The 16,165-nt window shown below is 55.5% G+C and carries 13 protein-coding genes; 5 read left to right on the plus strand and 8 right to left on the minus strand.

The features are described from left to right. The first annotated feature begins 376 nt into the window (after positions 1 to 376). The 4 genes from DOQ08_RS00720 (at position 377) to DOQ08_RS00735 (ending at position 6,892) form a co-directional block, all read left to right on the plus strand. Entirely contained in the window at positions 377 to 1,354 is a 978-nt protein-coding gene (locus DOQ08_RS00720; protein WP_114333000.1) for a TAXI family TRAP transporter solute-binding subunit, read from the plus strand. Positions 1,355 to 1,438: 84 nt separating this feature from the next. Further along, positions 1,439 to 3,634 (plus strand): TRAP transporter permease, encoded by a 2,196-nt coding sequence (locus DOQ08_RS00725; protein ID WP_114333001.1) that lies wholly within the window; start codon positions 1,439 to 1,441, stop codon positions 3,632 to 3,634. 94 nt (positions 3,635 to 3,728) lie between these two features. After that, the gene (locus DOQ08_RS00730; RefSeq protein ID WP_114333002.1) at positions 3,729 to 5,543 is read left to right on the plus strand and encodes a sensor histidine kinase; all 1,815 of its coding nucleotides are present in this window, start codon (positions 3,729 to 3,731) and stop codon (positions 5,541 to 5,543) included. After that, entirely contained in the window at positions 5,540 to 6,892 is a 1,353-nt protein-coding gene (locus tag DOQ08_RS00735) for a sigma-54-dependent transcriptional regulator (protein WP_114333003.1), read from the plus strand. Before DOQ08_RS00730 ends, DOQ08_RS00735 begins: the two co-directional genes overlap by 4 nt. Before the next feature lie 46 nt (positions 6,893 to 6,938). Here the strand turns inward: DOQ08_RS00735 and DOQ08_RS00740 are convergent, their stop codons facing one another. From DOQ08_RS00740 to DOQ08_RS00760, 5 genes are all read right to left on the minus strand, one after another. After that, the gene (locus DOQ08_RS00740; protein WP_114333004.1) at positions 6,939 to 8,597 is read right to left on the minus strand and encodes an acetolactate synthase large subunit; all 1,659 of its coding nucleotides are present in this window, start codon (positions 8,595 to 8,597) and stop codon (positions 6,939 to 6,941) included. A 48-nt stretch (positions 8,598 to 8,645) separates the two neighbouring features. Then, positions 8,646 to 10,259, minus strand: a complete 1,614-nt coding sequence (locus DOQ08_RS00745) for an FAD-binding protein (protein WP_114333005.1) — start codon at positions 10,257 to 10,259, stop codon at positions 8,646 to 8,648. Between the two features lie 139 nt (positions 10,260 to 10,398). Beyond that, positions 10,399 to 11,784, minus strand: coding sequence for a PhoH family protein (locus DOQ08_RS00750; protein WP_206074755.1), 1,386 nt, complete (start codon positions 11,782 to 11,784; stop codon positions 10,399 to 10,401). 21 nt (positions 11,785 to 11,805) lie between these two features. Next, positions 11,806 to 12,297 (minus strand): CBS domain-containing protein, encoded by a 492-nt coding sequence (locus DOQ08_RS00755; RefSeq protein ID WP_114333006.1) that lies wholly within the window; start codon positions 12,295 to 12,297, stop codon positions 11,806 to 11,808. 84 nt (positions 12,298 to 12,381) lie between these two features. Next, positions 12,382 to 13,107 (minus strand): START domain-containing protein, encoded by a 726-nt coding sequence (locus DOQ08_RS00760; protein WP_114333007.1) that lies wholly within the window; start codon positions 13,105 to 13,107, stop codon positions 12,382 to 12,384. A gap of 138 nt (positions 13,108 to 13,245) precedes the next feature. Here DOQ08_RS00760 and DOQ08_RS00765 point away from each other — a divergent pair, with 138 nt between their 5' ends. Then, entirely contained in the window at positions 13,246 to 14,253 is a 1,008-nt protein-coding gene (locus tag DOQ08_RS00765) for a DUF2804 domain-containing protein (protein WP_114333008.1), read from the plus strand. Positions 14,254 to 14,264: 11 nt separating this feature from the next. On the opposite strand, the gene minE is transcribed toward DOQ08_RS00765, so the two are convergent. The 3 genes from minE to minC all read right to left on the minus strand — a co-directional run bounded on the left by minE (position 14,265) and on the right by minC (position 16,156). Then, positions 14,265 to 14,519 (minus strand): cell division topological specificity factor MinE, encoded by a 255-nt coding sequence (gene minE, locus DOQ08_RS00770; protein WP_114333009.1) that lies wholly within the window; start codon positions 14,517 to 14,519, stop codon positions 14,265 to 14,267. Positions 14,520 to 14,522: 3 nt separating this feature from the next. Further along, a complete protein-coding gene (gene minD, locus DOQ08_RS00775; RefSeq protein ID WP_114333010.1) occupies positions 14,523 to 15,335 on the minus strand; it encodes a septum site-determining protein MinD in 813 nt (270 codons plus the stop codon). A 62-nt stretch (positions 15,336 to 15,397) separates the two neighbouring features. Further along, positions 15,398 to 16,156: a septum site-determining protein MinC gene (gene minC, locus DOQ08_RS00780; RefSeq protein ID WP_114333011.1), complete on the minus strand. Its 759-nt coding sequence runs from the start codon at positions 16,154 to 16,156 to the stop codon at positions 15,398 to 15,400. Positions 16,157 to 16,165 lie beyond the last annotated feature (9 nt).

Below are 16,165 nucleotides of genomic sequence, written 5' to 3' on the forward strand. Positions count from 1 at the left end.
TGAATGAGCGTTCAATTTAAATAAGCGTAATGGTTTGAAGGCTAAATATCAAACCGACAAATCGATGCGTTCAAAGCCTTATCTGGCGCTAGATAAGGGCTGACGGGGTGTTTTTTGGATTATTAATTGTTTAGAAGGCGAATGAATGTGGCGGGAGGGGGCGCGAGCACTAGGGTTGGCGGGTTTTAACCCAATTCTTTTTTGGGGTGTGTGGGTTTCTACCCATTTTTGGGTTTGGGTTTCTGAGTGCTTTTTATAGGCCGTTGTTTTGTATTGGTTTTTGTTTTGTGGCCCGAGGTTTGCTGTTAGTTGTTTCAGGAGGTCGAGATCGGCCTTGCCTGCACCGAACTAACAAAACGCATCGGGAGCCTTTTTTATGAAACTTCAGACCATCGTGGCGGCCGCGTTCGCCTCATCTGTATTTGCTGCAACACCGGCTGTTGCACAAGACCGCGCCGGTTGGCCAGACAGCTTTACCGTAGGCACTGCAAGTCAGGGCGGCACCTACTTTGCCTACGGTTCTGGTTGGGCGAACTTTGTTGCAGAAAACCTGGGGGTGTCTGGTGGCGCTGAAATCACAGGTGGCCCGGTTCAGAACATGGCGCTGGTACACACCGGTGACCTGAAGTTTGGCTTGACCACCATGGGCCCGGCCCGTGAATCCCGCGATGGCGAAAGCCCTCTGGCACCGGGCATGAAGATGGACAATGTCTGCGCCATGTTCCCGATGTACGAGACACCGTTCTCTATCACGGCGCTGAGCAGCACCGGCATCAAATCCATTTCTGACATTCCTGATGGCGCTACCATCGGTTTCGGGCCTGCAGGCTCCACCTCTGACACTTACTTCCCGCGCATGATGGAAGCCCTCGGGGTTAACTTTAAGCGCCGTAACGGAAGCTGGTCTGATCTGGGTGGCCAGTTGCAGGACGGTTTGATTGATGTGGTTGCCTTTGCCGCCGGCATTCCAATCCCTGCGGTTAGCCAGTTGGAAGTTCAGACCGATGTAAACATCATTGGCATGAACGATGAAGAAGCCAAGAAGATCGTTGATCAGTTCCCGGTTTCCGAGTTTGTGATTCCGGCCAGTACTTACCAGTCACTGGACGAGCCTTCGCGCGTTGTGTCTATGTGGAACTTCGCCATGGTGAACTGCGATATGCCGGAAAGCTTTGTGTATGAAATCACCAAGCTGACCATGGAAAACAACGAGAAAATGGTGTCGATCCACAAAGCGGCGCGCTTCTCTGTTCCTGAAAACTACAGCAAGAACACGGTGCTGCCTTGGCATCCGGGTGCTGCCCGTTGGTTTAACGAAAACGGTTATACCATCGAAGCCGCCGCGATTAAGTAATCAGGCTTGAGCCCCGGAGCGTGTGATCGCCTCCGGGGCTTGGTTGTTTCTGAATAACCGCCTTATCTGTAGGCAGGACCAATCATGACCAAAGAACATTTTCCTGCCGATGGTGAGAAGCCATTGGCTGAAAACCTGACGATTAACGAAGACCACCTGCTCGCGCACGACGTTGACGAAGAGCCCGTAGAGGCCAACCGCCGCTTGTTTACCGGGCTGCTGCTCAAGTTCGTGATCATGCTGGCCATTGCCTATTCCGTGTTCCATTTGTACACGTTGAACGTGGCACCCATGGAAACCTGGTCGTTCCGGATTGTGCACGTTGCCGGCGCCCTGGTGTTGGGGTTTATCTTGTTTGCCGGTGCCCGTTTTGTTTCCTCCGAAGAGGGCGCTGCACGGCATAAGTGGACATCGTGGATCAGTGCGGTTGCTTTGATTCCGGCGTTTTATGCGCTGTACCAAACCTATGCTTTCGATAGCTTGCTGAAGGCTGGCGCTTTCCGGGTTCCGGCTGAACTGGAAACCTGGCATTTTGGCTGGCCGTTGTTGGCAGCGTCGGGCATCGGTATTGTGATGAGCTGGTTCCATCAGCGTGATCGTGCCCGTTTCAGTATGCCGGATCTGGTGTTGGTGGTCTGCTCGATCGCCGTAGCCGCCTACCTGCTGGTGGTGTTCAACACATCCATGCGGATGACCACCGGCACGGCCTTTGCCCCGGTGGGGATTTCCTTCGCCGCTGTTGCCGGTACCGCTTTGATCATGGAGCTGACTCGTCGAGTGGCGGGCATGGCGTTGGTCGTGATCGGGCTGGTGTTTCTTGCCTACGTGTTTGTGGGCCCTTATCTGCCGGGATTCCTGGGGTATCCGGGTTTGTCTGTGCAGCGTTTCTTTAGTCAGGTGTACACCGATGCTGGTATCTTGGGGCCGACCACGGCGGTGTCTTCGACGTACATCATTCTGTTCATTATTTTTGCCGCGTTCCTGCAGGCCTCCAAAGTGGGTGACTACTTTGTGAATTTTGCCTTTGCAGCTGCGGGCCGTTCCCGTGGTGGTCCGGCCAAGGTGGCGATTTTTGCCTCTGGCCTGATGGGTATGATCAACGGCACCAGTGCCGGTAACGTGGTATCCACCGGCTCGTTGACCATTCCGTTGATGAAACGGGTGGGTTACAGCAAAGAATCTGCAGGTGCGGTTGAAGCGGCTGCCTCTACCGGTGGGCAGATCATGCCGCCGATCATGGGTGCCGGCGCCTTTATCATGGCGGAAATCACCGGTATTCCTTACACCGACATTGCCATTGCGGCGATTATTCCTGCGATTCTGTATTTCGCCTCTGTGTTCTTCATGGTGGATTTCGAAGCCAAGAAGCTGGGCATGCGCGGTATGCGCAGTGACGAGCTGCCGAACCTGAAGGTTCTGGCGCGCCAGGTGTATTTGTTCGCACCCATCATCATTCTGATTGTGGCCTTGTTCCAAGGCTATTCGGTTATTCGTGCCGGCACTTTGGCCACGGTTTCCGCAGCGGTTGTAAGCTGGATTTCACCCAACAAGATGGGTATCCGGTCGATTCTGCGCGCGTTTGAAATCGCGGCTTATATGTCTATCCAGATCATCGTGGTGTGTGCGGCGGCCGGTATTATTGTGGGTGTAATCTCACTGACCGGTGTTGGTGCCCGCTTCTCGGTGTTGCTGCTGGATGTGGCTGCGCACAGTAACTTGTTGGCGCTGGTGTTCGCGATGTTCATCTCCATCCTGCTGGGTATGGGTATGCCAACCACGGCTGCCTATGCGGTAGCTGCTTCGGTGGTGGCACCAGGTTTGGTGCAGTTGGGTATTGAGCCGCTGACGGCACACTTCTTCGTGTTCTACTTCGCGGTTGTGTCTGCGATCACACCACCGGTAGCGCTGGCTTCTTATGCGGCAGCGGGCATTTCCGGTGCCAATGCCATGTCAACCTCGGTGGCTTCATTCCGGATTGGTATTGCTGCGTTCATCGTGCCGTTCATGTTCTTCTACAACGGTGCGCTGTTGATGGAGGCCGAGTGGCTTGAGATTGCGCGTGCGCTGATCACCGCCATCTTTGGTGTGTACTTGCTGTCGGCGGGCGTACTGGGTTGGTTCGCGAAATCCGCTGCGCCGGTTTTGGTTCGTTTGCTGCTGGTTGCTGCTGCGTTGCTGACCATTGAGGGGGGCATGTGGACAGACTTGGCGGGTATTGGGCTGGCAGTGATTGCCTTCCTGATCCAACGTAAACGTGCGCCAGGACTGGCCGCGGCCTGACGTGATTAAGTCAGAGCAGGGCAACAGGCAGGGCAGCCGGTTGTCCTGCCGGGTTCCGGACGTTAGTCTAGAGGCTTTTCCGGAACCCGACCCCATGTTTTATCGGATCAGTGTTGTTGTCGTTCTGACTGCTACCCTGCTGTTGGCTTGGGTGCTTGGTGGTTGGTTTGGGTATCGCCAGCTTGAGAACGACAGTCTTCAGGAAGCCTTCCGTTACCGGCAGTTGGTCGCCAATGAACTGAACCGTTATATCCCCGTTCCCGAATTGATTGCGGAACATCCTTTATTGGCCGAAGCCCTAAAACGCCCTGATGATCCTGTCACCTTGCTTAAAGCCAATGAGCAAATGCAGCGTATGGCGACCATTGTGGGTGGCTCCGACATTTATCTGATGGATTTGACCGGCCTCGCGATTGCCGCGAATAACTTTGGTCAGCCCGACAGTTTTGTGGGCAGTAATTATTCTTACCGGCCCTATTTCTACGATGCTCTGAATACCGGCGGATCGGTGGTGTATTTTGCACTCGGCACCATGTCGCTTGAACGTGGCCTGTACTTTTCCCATCCGGTTCGGGATCAGCGTGGGGCGATTCTTGGGGTAGTGGCGGTCAAGGTGTTGGTGCACGAGCTGGAATCGCACTGGCAGCGACCTGATATTCAGCGACAGGCCGAAATGGTGGTGCTGGATGGTGACGGCATCAGCTTTTTGGCCAGTAATCGGAAGTGGCTGTATCGGGATTTTTCGCCGACGGGGGATGCCGCCGAAAACCCCAAAATTCGTCAGCGATACCCGCAGCGGGACCTGACACCTGTCGATTTCCGTTTGCAAGATGGCCCATGGGTGTTGTCGGAACAGGCAACCCGCATGCGAATAAAAGACGGCGACTCGGAGCAAAGCTATCTGGCGCTGGACGCCGGATTGCCGCGGTTGGATTGGCGGCTGGTCGTGATTGCAGATACGCGTTCGATAGTTTGGACACGGATCGGTTTTCTGGTGGGCGGCGGTGCAATCTTCCTTGCCGGTTTTCTGACCTGGCTGTATTTACGTGAACGGCAAAGACGGGAACGAGAGTTGGCGGCCAGAGGCGAGCAGTTGGAGCGCCGGGTTGCCCAGCGTACCATTGATTTGAAGCGTTCGAACGACCAATTGCTGGCGGAAATACAGGAGCGGGAGCGCGCTCAAACGGAATTGCGTGAAACCCAGCAGGAACTGATTCAGGCGGCTAAGTTGGCGGTGCTTGGGCAAATGTCTGCGGGCCTTAACCATGAGATTAACCAACCCCTGACGGCCATTCAGGCATACGCTCGCAACAGCCGGAAGTTCCTGGAACGTGGCGCGGGCGATATGGTTGATGCCAACCTGCAGGAAATTGTCACGTTGTGCGACAAAATGGCCGAGCTGATTCGCCAATTCAAAGTATTCGCGCGCAAATCAGAAGGGCCACCGTCGCTGGTGGATCTTCGGTTACCGGTAGACGCTGCCTTGAAGATCATAACTGCTCAGAGCAGCAGCGACGGCATCAATATCCGCTGGATTCGGCCGGATGCGCCCATCATGTGCCATGGTGATTTGATTCGGGTTGAGCAGGTGATGGTTAACTTGATGGCCAACGCCGTTCAGGCCGTGGAAGAGCAGGCCGAGCCGGAGATTCAGGTGGAGATCTCGGAAGATGGCGATTATTGGCGTTGTGTGGTTCGGGATAACGGCCACGGCTTGCCGAGAAACACAGAACAAGTGTTCGAGCCGTTCTTTACGACCCGATCGGTGAAGCAGGGGTTGGGGTTGGGTTTGTCGATTTCGAAACAGATTGTTGAGTCTCTCGGGGGCAGTTTGTCTGGCCAGAACCGGGCGGATGGCCCGGGCGCCGAGTTTGTTCTGAAACTGAAACAGCGTAGGGCAGGGGAATGACCGCACCGTTAGTGATCTTTGTGGATGATGATCCCGATATTCGGATGGTGATGGAGCAGACGCTGGCGCTGGAAGATATGCCGGTGGCCTGTTTTGCCGATGGAGAATCAGCGCTCAAATGCTTGGGGCCGGAGTACCAAGGCATCGTGCTGAGCGACTACAACATGCCGGGCATGAACGGTTTGGAGTTGTTGCAGGCCGTGCGAACCATCGACGAAGACATTCCGGTGATCCTGTTGACCGGTCAGGGCGATATCAGCACCGCGGTATCGGCTATGCAGCAGGGTGCCTATGATTTCATCGAGAAGCCGTTTGATCACGAAGAGCTGATCGAGCTTCTGAAACACGCGCTGGAGAAGCGTCATCTGGCGCTGGAAAACCGCCGGTTGAAGGCGCAACTGCGGCAATTGGCAAAGCCGGGGCCGCGGATATTGGGGGACTCCCCAACCATGCAGCGGGTGATGGCAACGGTCGAGCCGATTCTCGATATTTCAGCCAATATTTTGCTGCACGGCGAGACAGGCTCGGGTAAAGATGCGTTGGCCCGTTATATTCACGAGAGCAGCCCGCGCAGTGCTCACAATTTTGTGGCGATCAACTGCGGTGCCGTGCCCGAGAATTTGATCGAGAGTGAACTGTTCGGCCACGAAGTAGGTGCTTTTACCGGCGCGGATAAGCGCCGTATCGGTAAGGTGGAATACGCGCATCAGGGCACGCTGTTTCTGGATGAAGTCGAAAGCATGCCTATGCCGCTGCAGGTTAAACTGCTGCGTGTGCTTGAGGAACAGAAGGTGGAGCGCTTGGGAAGTAACCAGGTGCTGGATGTGGATGTCCGCATCATTGCGGCGACCAAAGCCGATCTGAAAAAACTGTGTGATGACGGCGAATTTCGGCCAGACCTGTATTACCGCCTGAATGTGGTAAAGGTGGATATCCCGCCACTGCGCGAGCGGAAAGACGACATTCCCACGCTGTTCCATCACTTTGCGTTGATTGCCGCTGCCCGTTATGACCGGGAAAGCGTGCCGCTGGATGCTCGCCAGGCGGCCCGGTTGATGCAGCACTCCTGGCCCGGAAACGTCAGGGAGCTTCGAAATCTGGCGGAGCGTTACGTGCTGCTAGGGCCTGCAGCCTTAGAAGATAGCGACAGTGCAGACACCCGACATTTAGCGGGTAGGCAAACGTTGTCCGAAATGATGGACGGGTTTGAGCGGGCGGCTATCGTGAGTGCACTGAATGCGTGTCAGGGCAGCATTAAAGACACCATGGTGGCGCTCGGCATTGCCCGAAAAACCCTGTACGACAAGATGAAAAAACACGGTTTGGATAAGGCTCAGTTCAAAGACTGAGTCGGTGCGGGAACCCAGGCCGCACCGACTCGTACGCGGTGATCGCTTAAGGCGCGATTTTTTTCTTAAGCGCCTTGGTCACCGGCCGTGGCAAGCTTGGCAGCGAGCGCAGCAGCCACGGTAAAACCTTCCGTTTAACGCCGTTCAGTGACTCGGGCACGATCGCTTCGATCAAGTGCGGCCCCGGGTTGTTCTGGGCGTACTCCATGGCTTTTAATAACTCTTCCGTAGTGTGTACCCGAATGCCGTGTACGCCCATGCTTTGAGCCAACTGGGCGAAGTGGGTAACGGGCCCGCTGATGTCCAGCTGAGACTTGGCCTTTTCCCCGGCTTCTTCAGCGCCCACACGCTCCAGCTCAACGTTCAGAATTGAGTAAGAGGCGTTGTTGAAGATGATCGAGGTGACGTTGAGTTGCTCGCGCGCCATGGTCCACAAGGCTTGAATGGTGTACATGGCGGTGCCATCACCAATCAATGCGTAAACTGGCCGGTCCGGGCAGGCGATGGCAGCGCCGGTTGCACTGGGTAAGCCTTGGCCGATGGCACCACCGGTGAGGGTGATGATGTCGTGCCGGGGGGCACCTGCGGTCATGGCGTTCAGCATCAAACCGGAGGTAATGGCTTCGTCTACGATGATGCTGTTTTCCGGCATCATGTGGCCCAGCGCTTTACAGACTTTCTCCGCTGTGAGTTTTCCACGCGGACGTGACGGCCGAGCAGGCTTCTGCAGTTCGGGTTCTGTCGTATTGGCTCCCAGTGCGTCCGCCAGTTTGTTCAGGCTGGTGAGAGCATCTTGCTCGGGCGTGGATAAGGTATAGAGCGTGCAGTGTTCGGGTACCAGGTCGCTGGCTTTGCCGGGGTAGGCAAAGAACGACACCGGTGGTTTGGCGTCCACCACAATCAGATTGTCGTATTCGGACAATTGCAGTGTGGCCAATTCTGCCAGATAAGCGATCCGCTCAACCGGCGGCAGGCCCGCGCCCCGTTCAATGCGTGTCGGGAAGGTTTCTGCGAACAGTTTTACTCCGCTGTGCGCGGCAATACGCGCCGCTGCCATCAGGCTGGGTTCACGAAGTGCCCGGCCACCCAGCAGCAGCGCGGTCTTCTTGTCGCTGCGTATCGCGTCCGCAACGGTTTGAACCGTGGCATCGTCGGCGCCAATGAGTTCCGGTTCAGGTAGAGGCTGACAAGGCACACCGCCTTCGCCCCAGGAAACGTCGGCAGGCAGAATCAGCGTGGCGACCTGGCCGGGAAGACCTTTGGCGGCGGCAATGGCCTCAGCGGCATCCTGGCATAACTGTTCGGTGGTTTGAGAGGTGCGAACAAACCCCGGCGACACGTTTCGGGCAACGGTTTCGATGTCCGATTGCAGCTGAGCGTTGTATTTCACATGATAGGTCGCGTGGTCACCCACAATATTCACGATCGGCACTTTGCCTTTGCGGGCATTGTGCAGGTTAGCCAAACCGTTACCCAGCCCGCACCCGAGGTGAAGCAGGGTGGCTGCGGGTTTGTCGGCCATGCGTGCATAGCCATCGGCAGCACCGGTTGCCACACCTTCAAACAGAGCCAGTACAGCGCGCATTTTGGGCTCATTGTCCAGAGCGGCTACAAAATGCATTTCGCTGGTGCCCGGGTTGCTGAAACAAACCTCGATTCCGGCATCTACCAGTGTTTTCATCAAAGCCTGAGCGCCGTTAGGCATGGAACTTCTCCTGATCAGTATTCTTATTGGTTTTGCTAAGCACTTGAATCAATCCGCCGCCAAGATGGAACGGGCCGCAGCGCGAGCTGTCATGATGCAACCCGGCAAAAAGGTGCCTTCGAGTGATCGTTTGCCGTTTGCGCCACCACCGCCAAAGCCAGCGGCTTCGCCCACGCAGTAGAGGCCGGGGATAGGCTGGTCGGCACCATCCAGAACACGGCTTTGTAAATCGGTACGCAGGCCGCCGAGGCTTTTCCGGGTGGTCAGCTGCATGTGAATGGCGATAAACGGGCCGGCACCGGACTTTTGCAAGGGAGCGGGTTTGCAGGTGCGCAGCCGGTCCGGACCCCATTGCCGCGCGTGCTGGATCAGCCGGATTTGTGGATCGTTGTTCAGTTGGTTGCCTTTGTGGAAGTTGGCATCGAAAGCATCGGCGGTGGCCTTGAGGGTAGCCGGGTCGATATCCACGGAGCAGGTCAGCCTGTTCATCTTGTCAGCCAGTTCCTCTAGGGTGTCGGCAACCAGAAAGTGCGGGCTTTCGTGTTCCATCTGACGAACCAGTTTCTTGTTACCAAACAGCAGTTCTTTCAGGAATAACGGGAATTGTTTGTCTCGAATCCGGGCGTTGTGCTCTGCGCCGGAGATGGCGAATTCTTTCAGAGCAATGCGCCGGTTCAGTAGATGCCAGGTCCAGGGTTTTTCCTGAGCCGCGACTTGCTGGCACAGCCAGTGAGTGTCGAAGCCGGTGACCAAGGGTTCCGGGCCGATGCGCTCACCGCGGTGGTTTAGCCAGAGCGCAGACTTACAGGGAATGGTGGAAAGTCCATGGTTTTTAAAGTGTGGGTAAGGGTGCGGGAAGCCCGCTGCATAATTCCACATCTCGCCCGCGTGGGTGATTTTCGCCCCTAAGTTGTCTTCGCTCCAGTGATGCAGCTTGCCATCCGCAAACGGGTGGGCGCCATTGAGCATACTGGTTGGTTGTGGGCGTTCCGAAGGCCAATTGGCGCGGCATTCTTTATGGCTGCCGTTGATGCCGCCCATGGCAAGGACCACTGCCGGCGCGGTGAAACGAACCTCCTCGCCGGTTTGTTCGTTGATGGCGACGGCACCTGAGACCTTTCCGCTTTCGTGATCCAGGCTGGTGATCCGGTGCTGATGCAACAGGGTCAGGCGACCACCTGAATTGGCCTGGTGCATGGCTTCAATCATTTTTCGGGTGAGTTCCCGGGACGTACCCCAAACGATGTGGTAACGGGGCACGGTATTGCCATCGGCCAGTCGGCCTCTTTCAACCCAGTTCACCGCAGGCATGAATTTAAGCCCTTCGCTCAGCAGCCAGTCATACACTTCCGTGCGGGAGTTTTCCACGTAGTAGCGGGCCCACTTCATCGGCCACTCATCATCCGGGTCCAGTTCGCCGAACCTTAGCCAATCGGTCAGAGCGGTTTCGGGGGAGTCGGGGATTTTTAATCGGCGTTGCAGGGGGGTGTCAATCAACGCCATGCCGCCAAAGGCCCACAAGGCAAGTCCGCCCAAACGTTCCGGCGTATCGCGGTCTACCAGGGTGACGGTTTTTCCGGCTCGAAGGGCTTCAAGGGTAGTGATGATACCTGCCAGGCCGCCACCGGCGACCAGCACGTCTGATGAAATGGTTTTCGCCATGTGGTGTCCTGTTGGCTCTGCTTGTAATAGTTATAGATAGATGCTGCCCCGTGGTGGAGGCTAGGTCAAGACATGACGGGTTGTCAGGGAGGGCCTAAACACAGGGCGGGATGAGTCGCCCCGTGTTTCAGTTGGCCGATCAGAGGTTGGCTTCTGCAAACTCTGCCAGAACCGAGCGAGGTACCCCTTGAAGATGAATGTGACCACCGTGTTTAAAGCCTTTGAAACGCTCGGTCATGTAAGTTAAACCGGAACTGAGCGGGCTTAAATACGGGGTGTCGATCTGTGCCAGGTTGCCCAGGCAAATCACTTTTGAGCCGTTACCAGCACGAGTGATGATGGTTTTGATTTGATGGGGGGTCAGGTTCTGGGATTCATCGATGATGATCAGGCTGTGCTGGAAACTGCGGCCCCGGATGTAATTCATGGATTTGAAGTGCAGCGGCACTTTGCTAAGGATGTAATCGACACTGGCTGACATGTTCTCGTCGTCTTCGTGCAGTGCTTCCAGGTTATCGACGATGGCGCCCAGCCATGGCTCCATTTTCTCGGCTTCGGTACCCGGCAGGAAACCGATGTCTTCATCCAGCCCCTGGGTAGAGCGGGTGGCGATGATGCGTTTGTACAGTTTGCTGGCCACGGTCATCTCGATGCAGGCAGCCAGCGCCAGAATGGTTTTGCCGGAACCGGCAGACCCGGTCAGGTTAACCAGATGGATTTCGGGGTCCAGCAGCAGATGCAGGGCCATGGCCTGATAGATGTCTCGCGGAATCAGCCCCCAGACTTCTTCGTTCATCAGGTCGTCGTGGAGCAGATCTTTGATCACCAGTTGGTCTTCGGATATATCCACTACCTGGCCGATGAAACCTCGCTCATCAATAACAAATTCGTTGATATTGAGTTTGGCCAGATCGCCTTCGCGTTTTAGCAGGTGTTCGGTAACGCCGGCGCGCTGAACGGTTTCCACTTTAGCGATGTTATCCCAGAAGGAGTTCGGAAACTCCGTGTAACCTTTGGGAAGCAGATCAATGTCGTCCAGCAACTGGTCGTTGTGGTAGTCCTGAGCTTCAACGCCAAAGCCCCGCGCTTTCAGGCGCATGTTGATGTCTTTACTGACCAGTATGATGTCGTGAGACGTGTGCCGTTCTTGCAGCGCCGCAAGGGTATTGATGATCTTGTTGTCGTTCAGGTGCTCGGGCAGTGAATGGTTGCCGTTGCGTTCGGTGCTCATGATGATGGCGAGCGTACCCAGCGGGTCGGCTTTTTTGCCCCGCAGAATGGGCACACCTTTCTCGATGTCTTTCGGGTTGGCATCACCCAGCAGCTTGTCGATGTTACGTATTGCCTGGCGACAGTCGGCCGCAACGGTTTGTTTGCCGGATTTCAGACTGTCGAGTTCCTCAAGGACGGTCATCGGGATGATGACAGCGTGTTCTTCAAAGTTCAGGAGGGCATTGGGATCGTGGATAAGAACGTTGGTATCAAGGACGTACATTTTTTTGCGAGCTTGCGGTGCTCTTGGCATAGATGCGTTACCTCTGTTGTGTCAGTCGCACGCGGCGCAGCGCTTTGACAGCTCTTTGTCTGAAATCAGTTTGAGCATGTCGTAAGTGGTAATGATGCCCGTGATTTTTGAATCCCGGGTGACAAAAATGCGGTGCAGGTGTTCGCTCATCATGACATTGGCGATGTCGCGAACGGGGGTGTTTTCATCGACTGAGAATACCAGCGGCGTCATGATGTCTCTGACTTCTACGGGGACTTTTCCCATTTCTTCGAAAATCACCATGCGCAGGCGCCGGGCTTCGTCTTGCTCTTCTGCGGTCAGCTTGGGCTGATTTTCAGAGCGAGAGGCGTTCCAGCGAAATTCGGTGATGTCTTTGAGGGTGGCAATGCCGATGATTTCGCCGTCGTCGTCGGTGACAGGGCTGCCGGTGATTTCGTTGTCGGTGAGAAACCGGGCCAGTCGATCCATCGTCCAGTTCTGAGGGACCGCTTTGATGGTGGGAGTCATGATCTCGTGGGCGAGAATAGGCATCAGATAATAGCTCTTCCAATCGCAATGTTTCAGATGCAGCTTAGCCGTTCCTTGGCCTGTCGTCACCCCCGTTCGATCAAGCGCTTAGGGGGTGTGAGGAACAACGGCCTCAATGTTGCCGTCGGCTCCCCATTGGATACGGTAGCCCTGATATTTTTCTTTACCGGCTACAGCTTCCAAAGCTTTCAAGGATTTCACGGGGATATCAATCACCAACTGGTTGACCAGCCATTCCGGCAGGGCACCGTTTGGTTCGGTGTGTTGTACCCACACCATGTGCGTGCCTTGTTCGGTCGGAGTGAACCGGTAAAGCGTATTGGAAACGTCAACCCGGACACGGCTGTTTGCTTCGGCGCGCATGCCCGGCGTGGCGTTCAGATCCATGATGATTTCGCCCGTATCGGCGTTGCCACGGGTGCGAATCCGCAATACATAATCCCGGTCGGAAACAGGCCAGGGCATGTCGTTGACGGAGTAAGCGTAGCGGTCATGGAAAGTTCCCTTGCCGAAGGCGAATGATTCGGTGCAGTTGTGAACCCATTCTTTGCAAGATTCGGGATTAATCATGACGGCCATCAGGTTATTGATGCGCACGTTGAGATCGGCTACGGCTTTGAACGCTCGAAAGCCCGAACCGGGCTGATCCATGGTGTAGATGCGAATGTTGTCTACTTGTTTTTGCAGAGCCCAGTGTTCCGAATTTTCCGGAGGCAAGGCGGAGTGGTCGTCTGCAAATGCAGGAACGGCTAATAGCAGGGCGGCGAACCCGAAGAGAATGCCCATAGTGCCACGGACACGGGTGATGGTCATAAGCTACACTTTGCGATTAATGGTTAAGGAAAGTCTACCACGCTGCTCTACAGCCTTTTGCTGTTGCAAGGGAAGATTGTGAACCAGGTAGTCTCCTGATACCGCTTAAACTCGAATTGGCCTGATTTGACGGAAACTATGACCCAGAAAAAACTGATCGACCCGAAAGGGCGGATTGCCCCGGGGCTGATGTCCGAACCTGTGGATGTCATCAATTACATGGATTACGACTTGCGCACGGTAATGGATAAGCCTCGGTCACGGTTGGCGCGGCAGTGGCGTTTCAACCAATTCCAGTTTGTCAGCGCTATGTCGCCGGGTTGGGTATTCGGAATGGCCATTGTCGATTTAAAACTGGTGGGGTCCGGATTTTTCTATCTGTTTGATTTTGAATCCGGGCAGATGTTCGAGCAATCGTTCCTCCAGCCTTTGGCGCGCAACACCAAGATTGAGCCCTACCCGGAGCGTGGCGAGGCGCGTTTCAGAAAGGGGGATGTCTCGCTGTCCATCAAACCTTCGGTCGGTGGCCGGAATGTGCGGGTGAGTGCGCCGGGTAACATCGAGGTTGATTTGGAATTGACCGACGACAACGATCCTCATCGGTTAGTCTGCCCGGCTGGTTATACGGGCTGGGTATTTACCCGTAAGTCGGCAGGATTGCCGGTTGAAGGGGAGGTGCGCTGGGGGCAGCAGATTTGGCGAACTGAGGAAAAGAGTCGAGGCTCTGTAGACTGGAGCTGTGGCTTCATGCGCCGGGAAACGGCCTGGAACTGGGCCTGCCTGGCCGGACAGACGGATGATGGCGTGGCTATTGGCTTGAATCTGGCGGCGGGTGTTAACGAAACGGGTATGACGGAAAATGCGCTCTGGTTGGATGGCCAGCGCTTCGTGCTGGGGGCAGCCCGGTTCGAATTTAACCGGTATCAGCAGGATGCCAAGTGGCGGGTGACTACGGAAGACGGAAAAGTCGAGCTGTCGTTTTCTCCCTCCGGTGTGCGCAAAGAAAAGTTGAATGCCGGCATACTGGCTTCGAATTTTCGCCAGTTTGTGGGCACCTTCGAGGGAACCGTGGAGGGCAAGTCGGGTAAAAAAATCCCCGTAGCGGGACTACGGGGATTGATGGAGGACCACTTTGCCCGCTGGTAGGCGGGCTGGTGTTATTGCTCCGGTAGAGTGACGTTCAGCTCCAGTACCGAGCAGCTGTCGTTTCGATCAACTTCGACCTGCACCATGTCGTCACTGATTTGCACGTATTTACGTATAACCGCAAGCAATTCCTGCTGCATCTGGGGGAGGTAATCCGGCTGGCCCCTCTGGCCACGTTCGTGGGCCACGATGATTTGCAGGCGCTCTTTGGCAACGCTTGCGGTGCTGTTGTTTTTACTGCTTCTGAAGTAATCCAGGAAACTCATCCCTTAGCCCCCCTTGAACATCCGTGAGAAGAAACCTTTCTTCTGTGCGGTCATGAAGCGGTGTTCGCGCTCCTCGCCCAGAAGTCGTGCTACCGCATCGTCGTAGGCTTGTCCGGCATCGCTGTCTTCTTCGAGAATGACCGGCAGGCCCTGGTTGGAGGCGTTCAAAACGATCTGGCTTTCCGGGATGACGCCGAGCAGCGGGATGGCCAGAATTTCCTCAACGTCTTGCACCGACAGCATTTCGCCACGTTCAACGCGATCAGGGTTGTACCGGGTCAGCAGCAGATGCTCTTTGAGTGGATCTTGCCCCATTTCGGCCCGGCGAGACTTGCTCTGCATGATGCCCAGAATACGGTCGGAGTCGCGCACGGACGACACTTCCGGGTTGGTGACCACAACCGCTTCATCGGCATAATAAAGTGCCATCAGTGCGCCATGCTCGATGCCGGCCGGGGAATCGCAGATGATGTAATCGAAGGTTTCGGAAAGCTCGTTGATGACTTTTTCAACGCCTTCTTTCGTAAGAGCTTCTTTCTCGCGGGTTTGTGAGGCCGGAAGAATGTACAGCGTGTCGACGCGCTTGTCTTTGATCAGGGCCTGGTTCAGCGTAGCTTCACCCTGAATGACGTTAACAAAATCGTACACGACCCGGCGCTCGCAGTTCATGATCAGGTCCAGATTTCGCAGACCTACATCGAAGTCGATCACGACCGTTTTATGGCCCCGTTTGGCAAGCCCGGTGCTGATTGAAGCGCTGGTGGTGGTTTTGCCAACGCCGCCTTTTCCTGAGGTAACGACAATGATTCTAGCCAAGATTCAATTCCTGTTTCGCGGTGGATTCGTCATATCTTCAAAGTCGGTTTGTTATTGCACTACTAGCCTTTCTCCAGTGGCGATACCACCAGCACGTCATCCTTGAGCTGGATCTGCACAGCGCTTTTCCAGCCATTATTCTGAAGATCTTCCGGAATTTTATAGTGTCCGGCAACAGACACAAGCTCTGCTTCCAGAGACTGGCAAAATATTCTCGCAGATTCGGCACCGTGAATGCCTGCTAAGGCACGGCCACGTAATGCGCCATACACGTGGATATTGCCTGCCGCCAGGACTTCGGCACCGGCCTGGACCGGAGCGAGGATGATCAAGTCGCCTTCGGGGGCGTGTATTTGCTGCCCGGACCGAACGGTTTGGGTAACAATTTTAGTGGCTGCCGGCTCGGGTGCGAGCGTTACTGCCGGGGTTTCGGTAACCGGTTCGGCTTTTTCTGCCGCGGCCTCTGGTGTTGTTGGTCTTTCGCGAACCGAACCGCCGGGCATAAGCGCCAGAGAAGCTCCCTTGGCAAGTCGCCGCTGGTTTTCGTTAGCTGCCCGAACACCAATAACCTGAATGTTATGACGGCGACAAGTACCGATGATTTTGAAGAAGTCGATCTCGCTGTCGATGCCTTCGTACTTGTCGAGACTGATCACCAGAGGGATGTCTTTGAAAAAGCCGGGGGCCTGGCTGATTTTGTCCCGCAGGTTTGCTTCGAATTCATGTTCATCGAAGTAATACAGTTCCAGCGCGGTTAGCGAGATGTTCGCGCTTTTGAGTTGGAAACTCTGTTTTACTTCGGGGTTAGCAGTATCGCTCATGAATGCTCG

It is taken from the genome of Marinobacter litoralis (assembly GCF_003336705.1).
Taxonomy (GTDB): Bacteria; Pseudomonadota; Gammaproteobacteria; order Pseudomonadales; family Oleiphilaceae; genus Marinobacter; species Marinobacter litoralis.

Bases quoted from the DNA above. Each gene is read 5' to 3' on its own strand.
- DOQ08_RS00750 (WP_206074755.1), bottom strand. From the start codon at position 11,784: ATGCCAAGAGCACCGCAAGCTCGCAAAAAAATGTACGTCCTTGATACC.
- DOQ08_RS00755 (WP_114333006.1), bottom strand. From the start codon at position 12,297: ATGCCTATTCTCGCCCACGAGATCATGACTCCCACCATCAAAGCGGTC.
- DOQ08_RS00730 (WP_114333002.1), top strand. From the start codon at position 3,729: ATGTTTTATCGGATCAGTGTTGTTGTCGTTCTGACTGCTACCCTGCTG.
- DOQ08_RS00760 (WP_114333007.1), bottom strand. From the start codon at position 13,107: ATGACCATCACCCGTGTCCGTGGCACTATGGGCATTCTCTTCGGGTTC.
- DOQ08_RS00745 (WP_114333005.1), bottom strand. From the start codon at position 10,259: ATGGCGAAAACCATTTCATCAGACGTGCTGGTCGCCGGTGGCGGCCTG.
- minE (WP_114333009.1), bottom strand. From the start codon at position 14,519: ATGAGTTTCCTGGATTACTTCAGAAGCAGTAAAAACAACAGCACCGCA.
- DOQ08_RS00735 (WP_114333003.1), top strand. From the start codon at position 5,540: ATGACCGCACCGTTAGTGATCTTTGTGGATGATGATCCCGATATTCGG.
- DOQ08_RS00720 (WP_114333000.1), top strand. From the start codon at position 377: ATGAAACTTCAGACCATCGTGGCGGCCGCGTTCGCCTCATCTGTATTT.
- DOQ08_RS00740 (WP_114333004.1), bottom strand. From the start codon at position 8,597: ATGCCTAACGGCGCTCAGGCTTTGATGAAAACACTGGTAGATGCCGGA.
- DOQ08_RS00765 (WP_114333008.1), top strand. From the start codon at position 13,246: ATGACCCAGAAAAAACTGATCGACCCGAAAGGGCGGATTGCCCCGGGG.
- minC (WP_114333011.1), bottom strand. From the start codon at position 16,156: ATGAGCGATACTGCTAACCCCGAAGTAAAACAGAGTTTCCAACTCAAA.
- DOQ08_RS00725 (WP_114333001.1), top strand. From the start codon at position 1,439: ATGACCAAAGAACATTTTCCTGCCGATGGTGAGAAGCCATTGGCTGAA.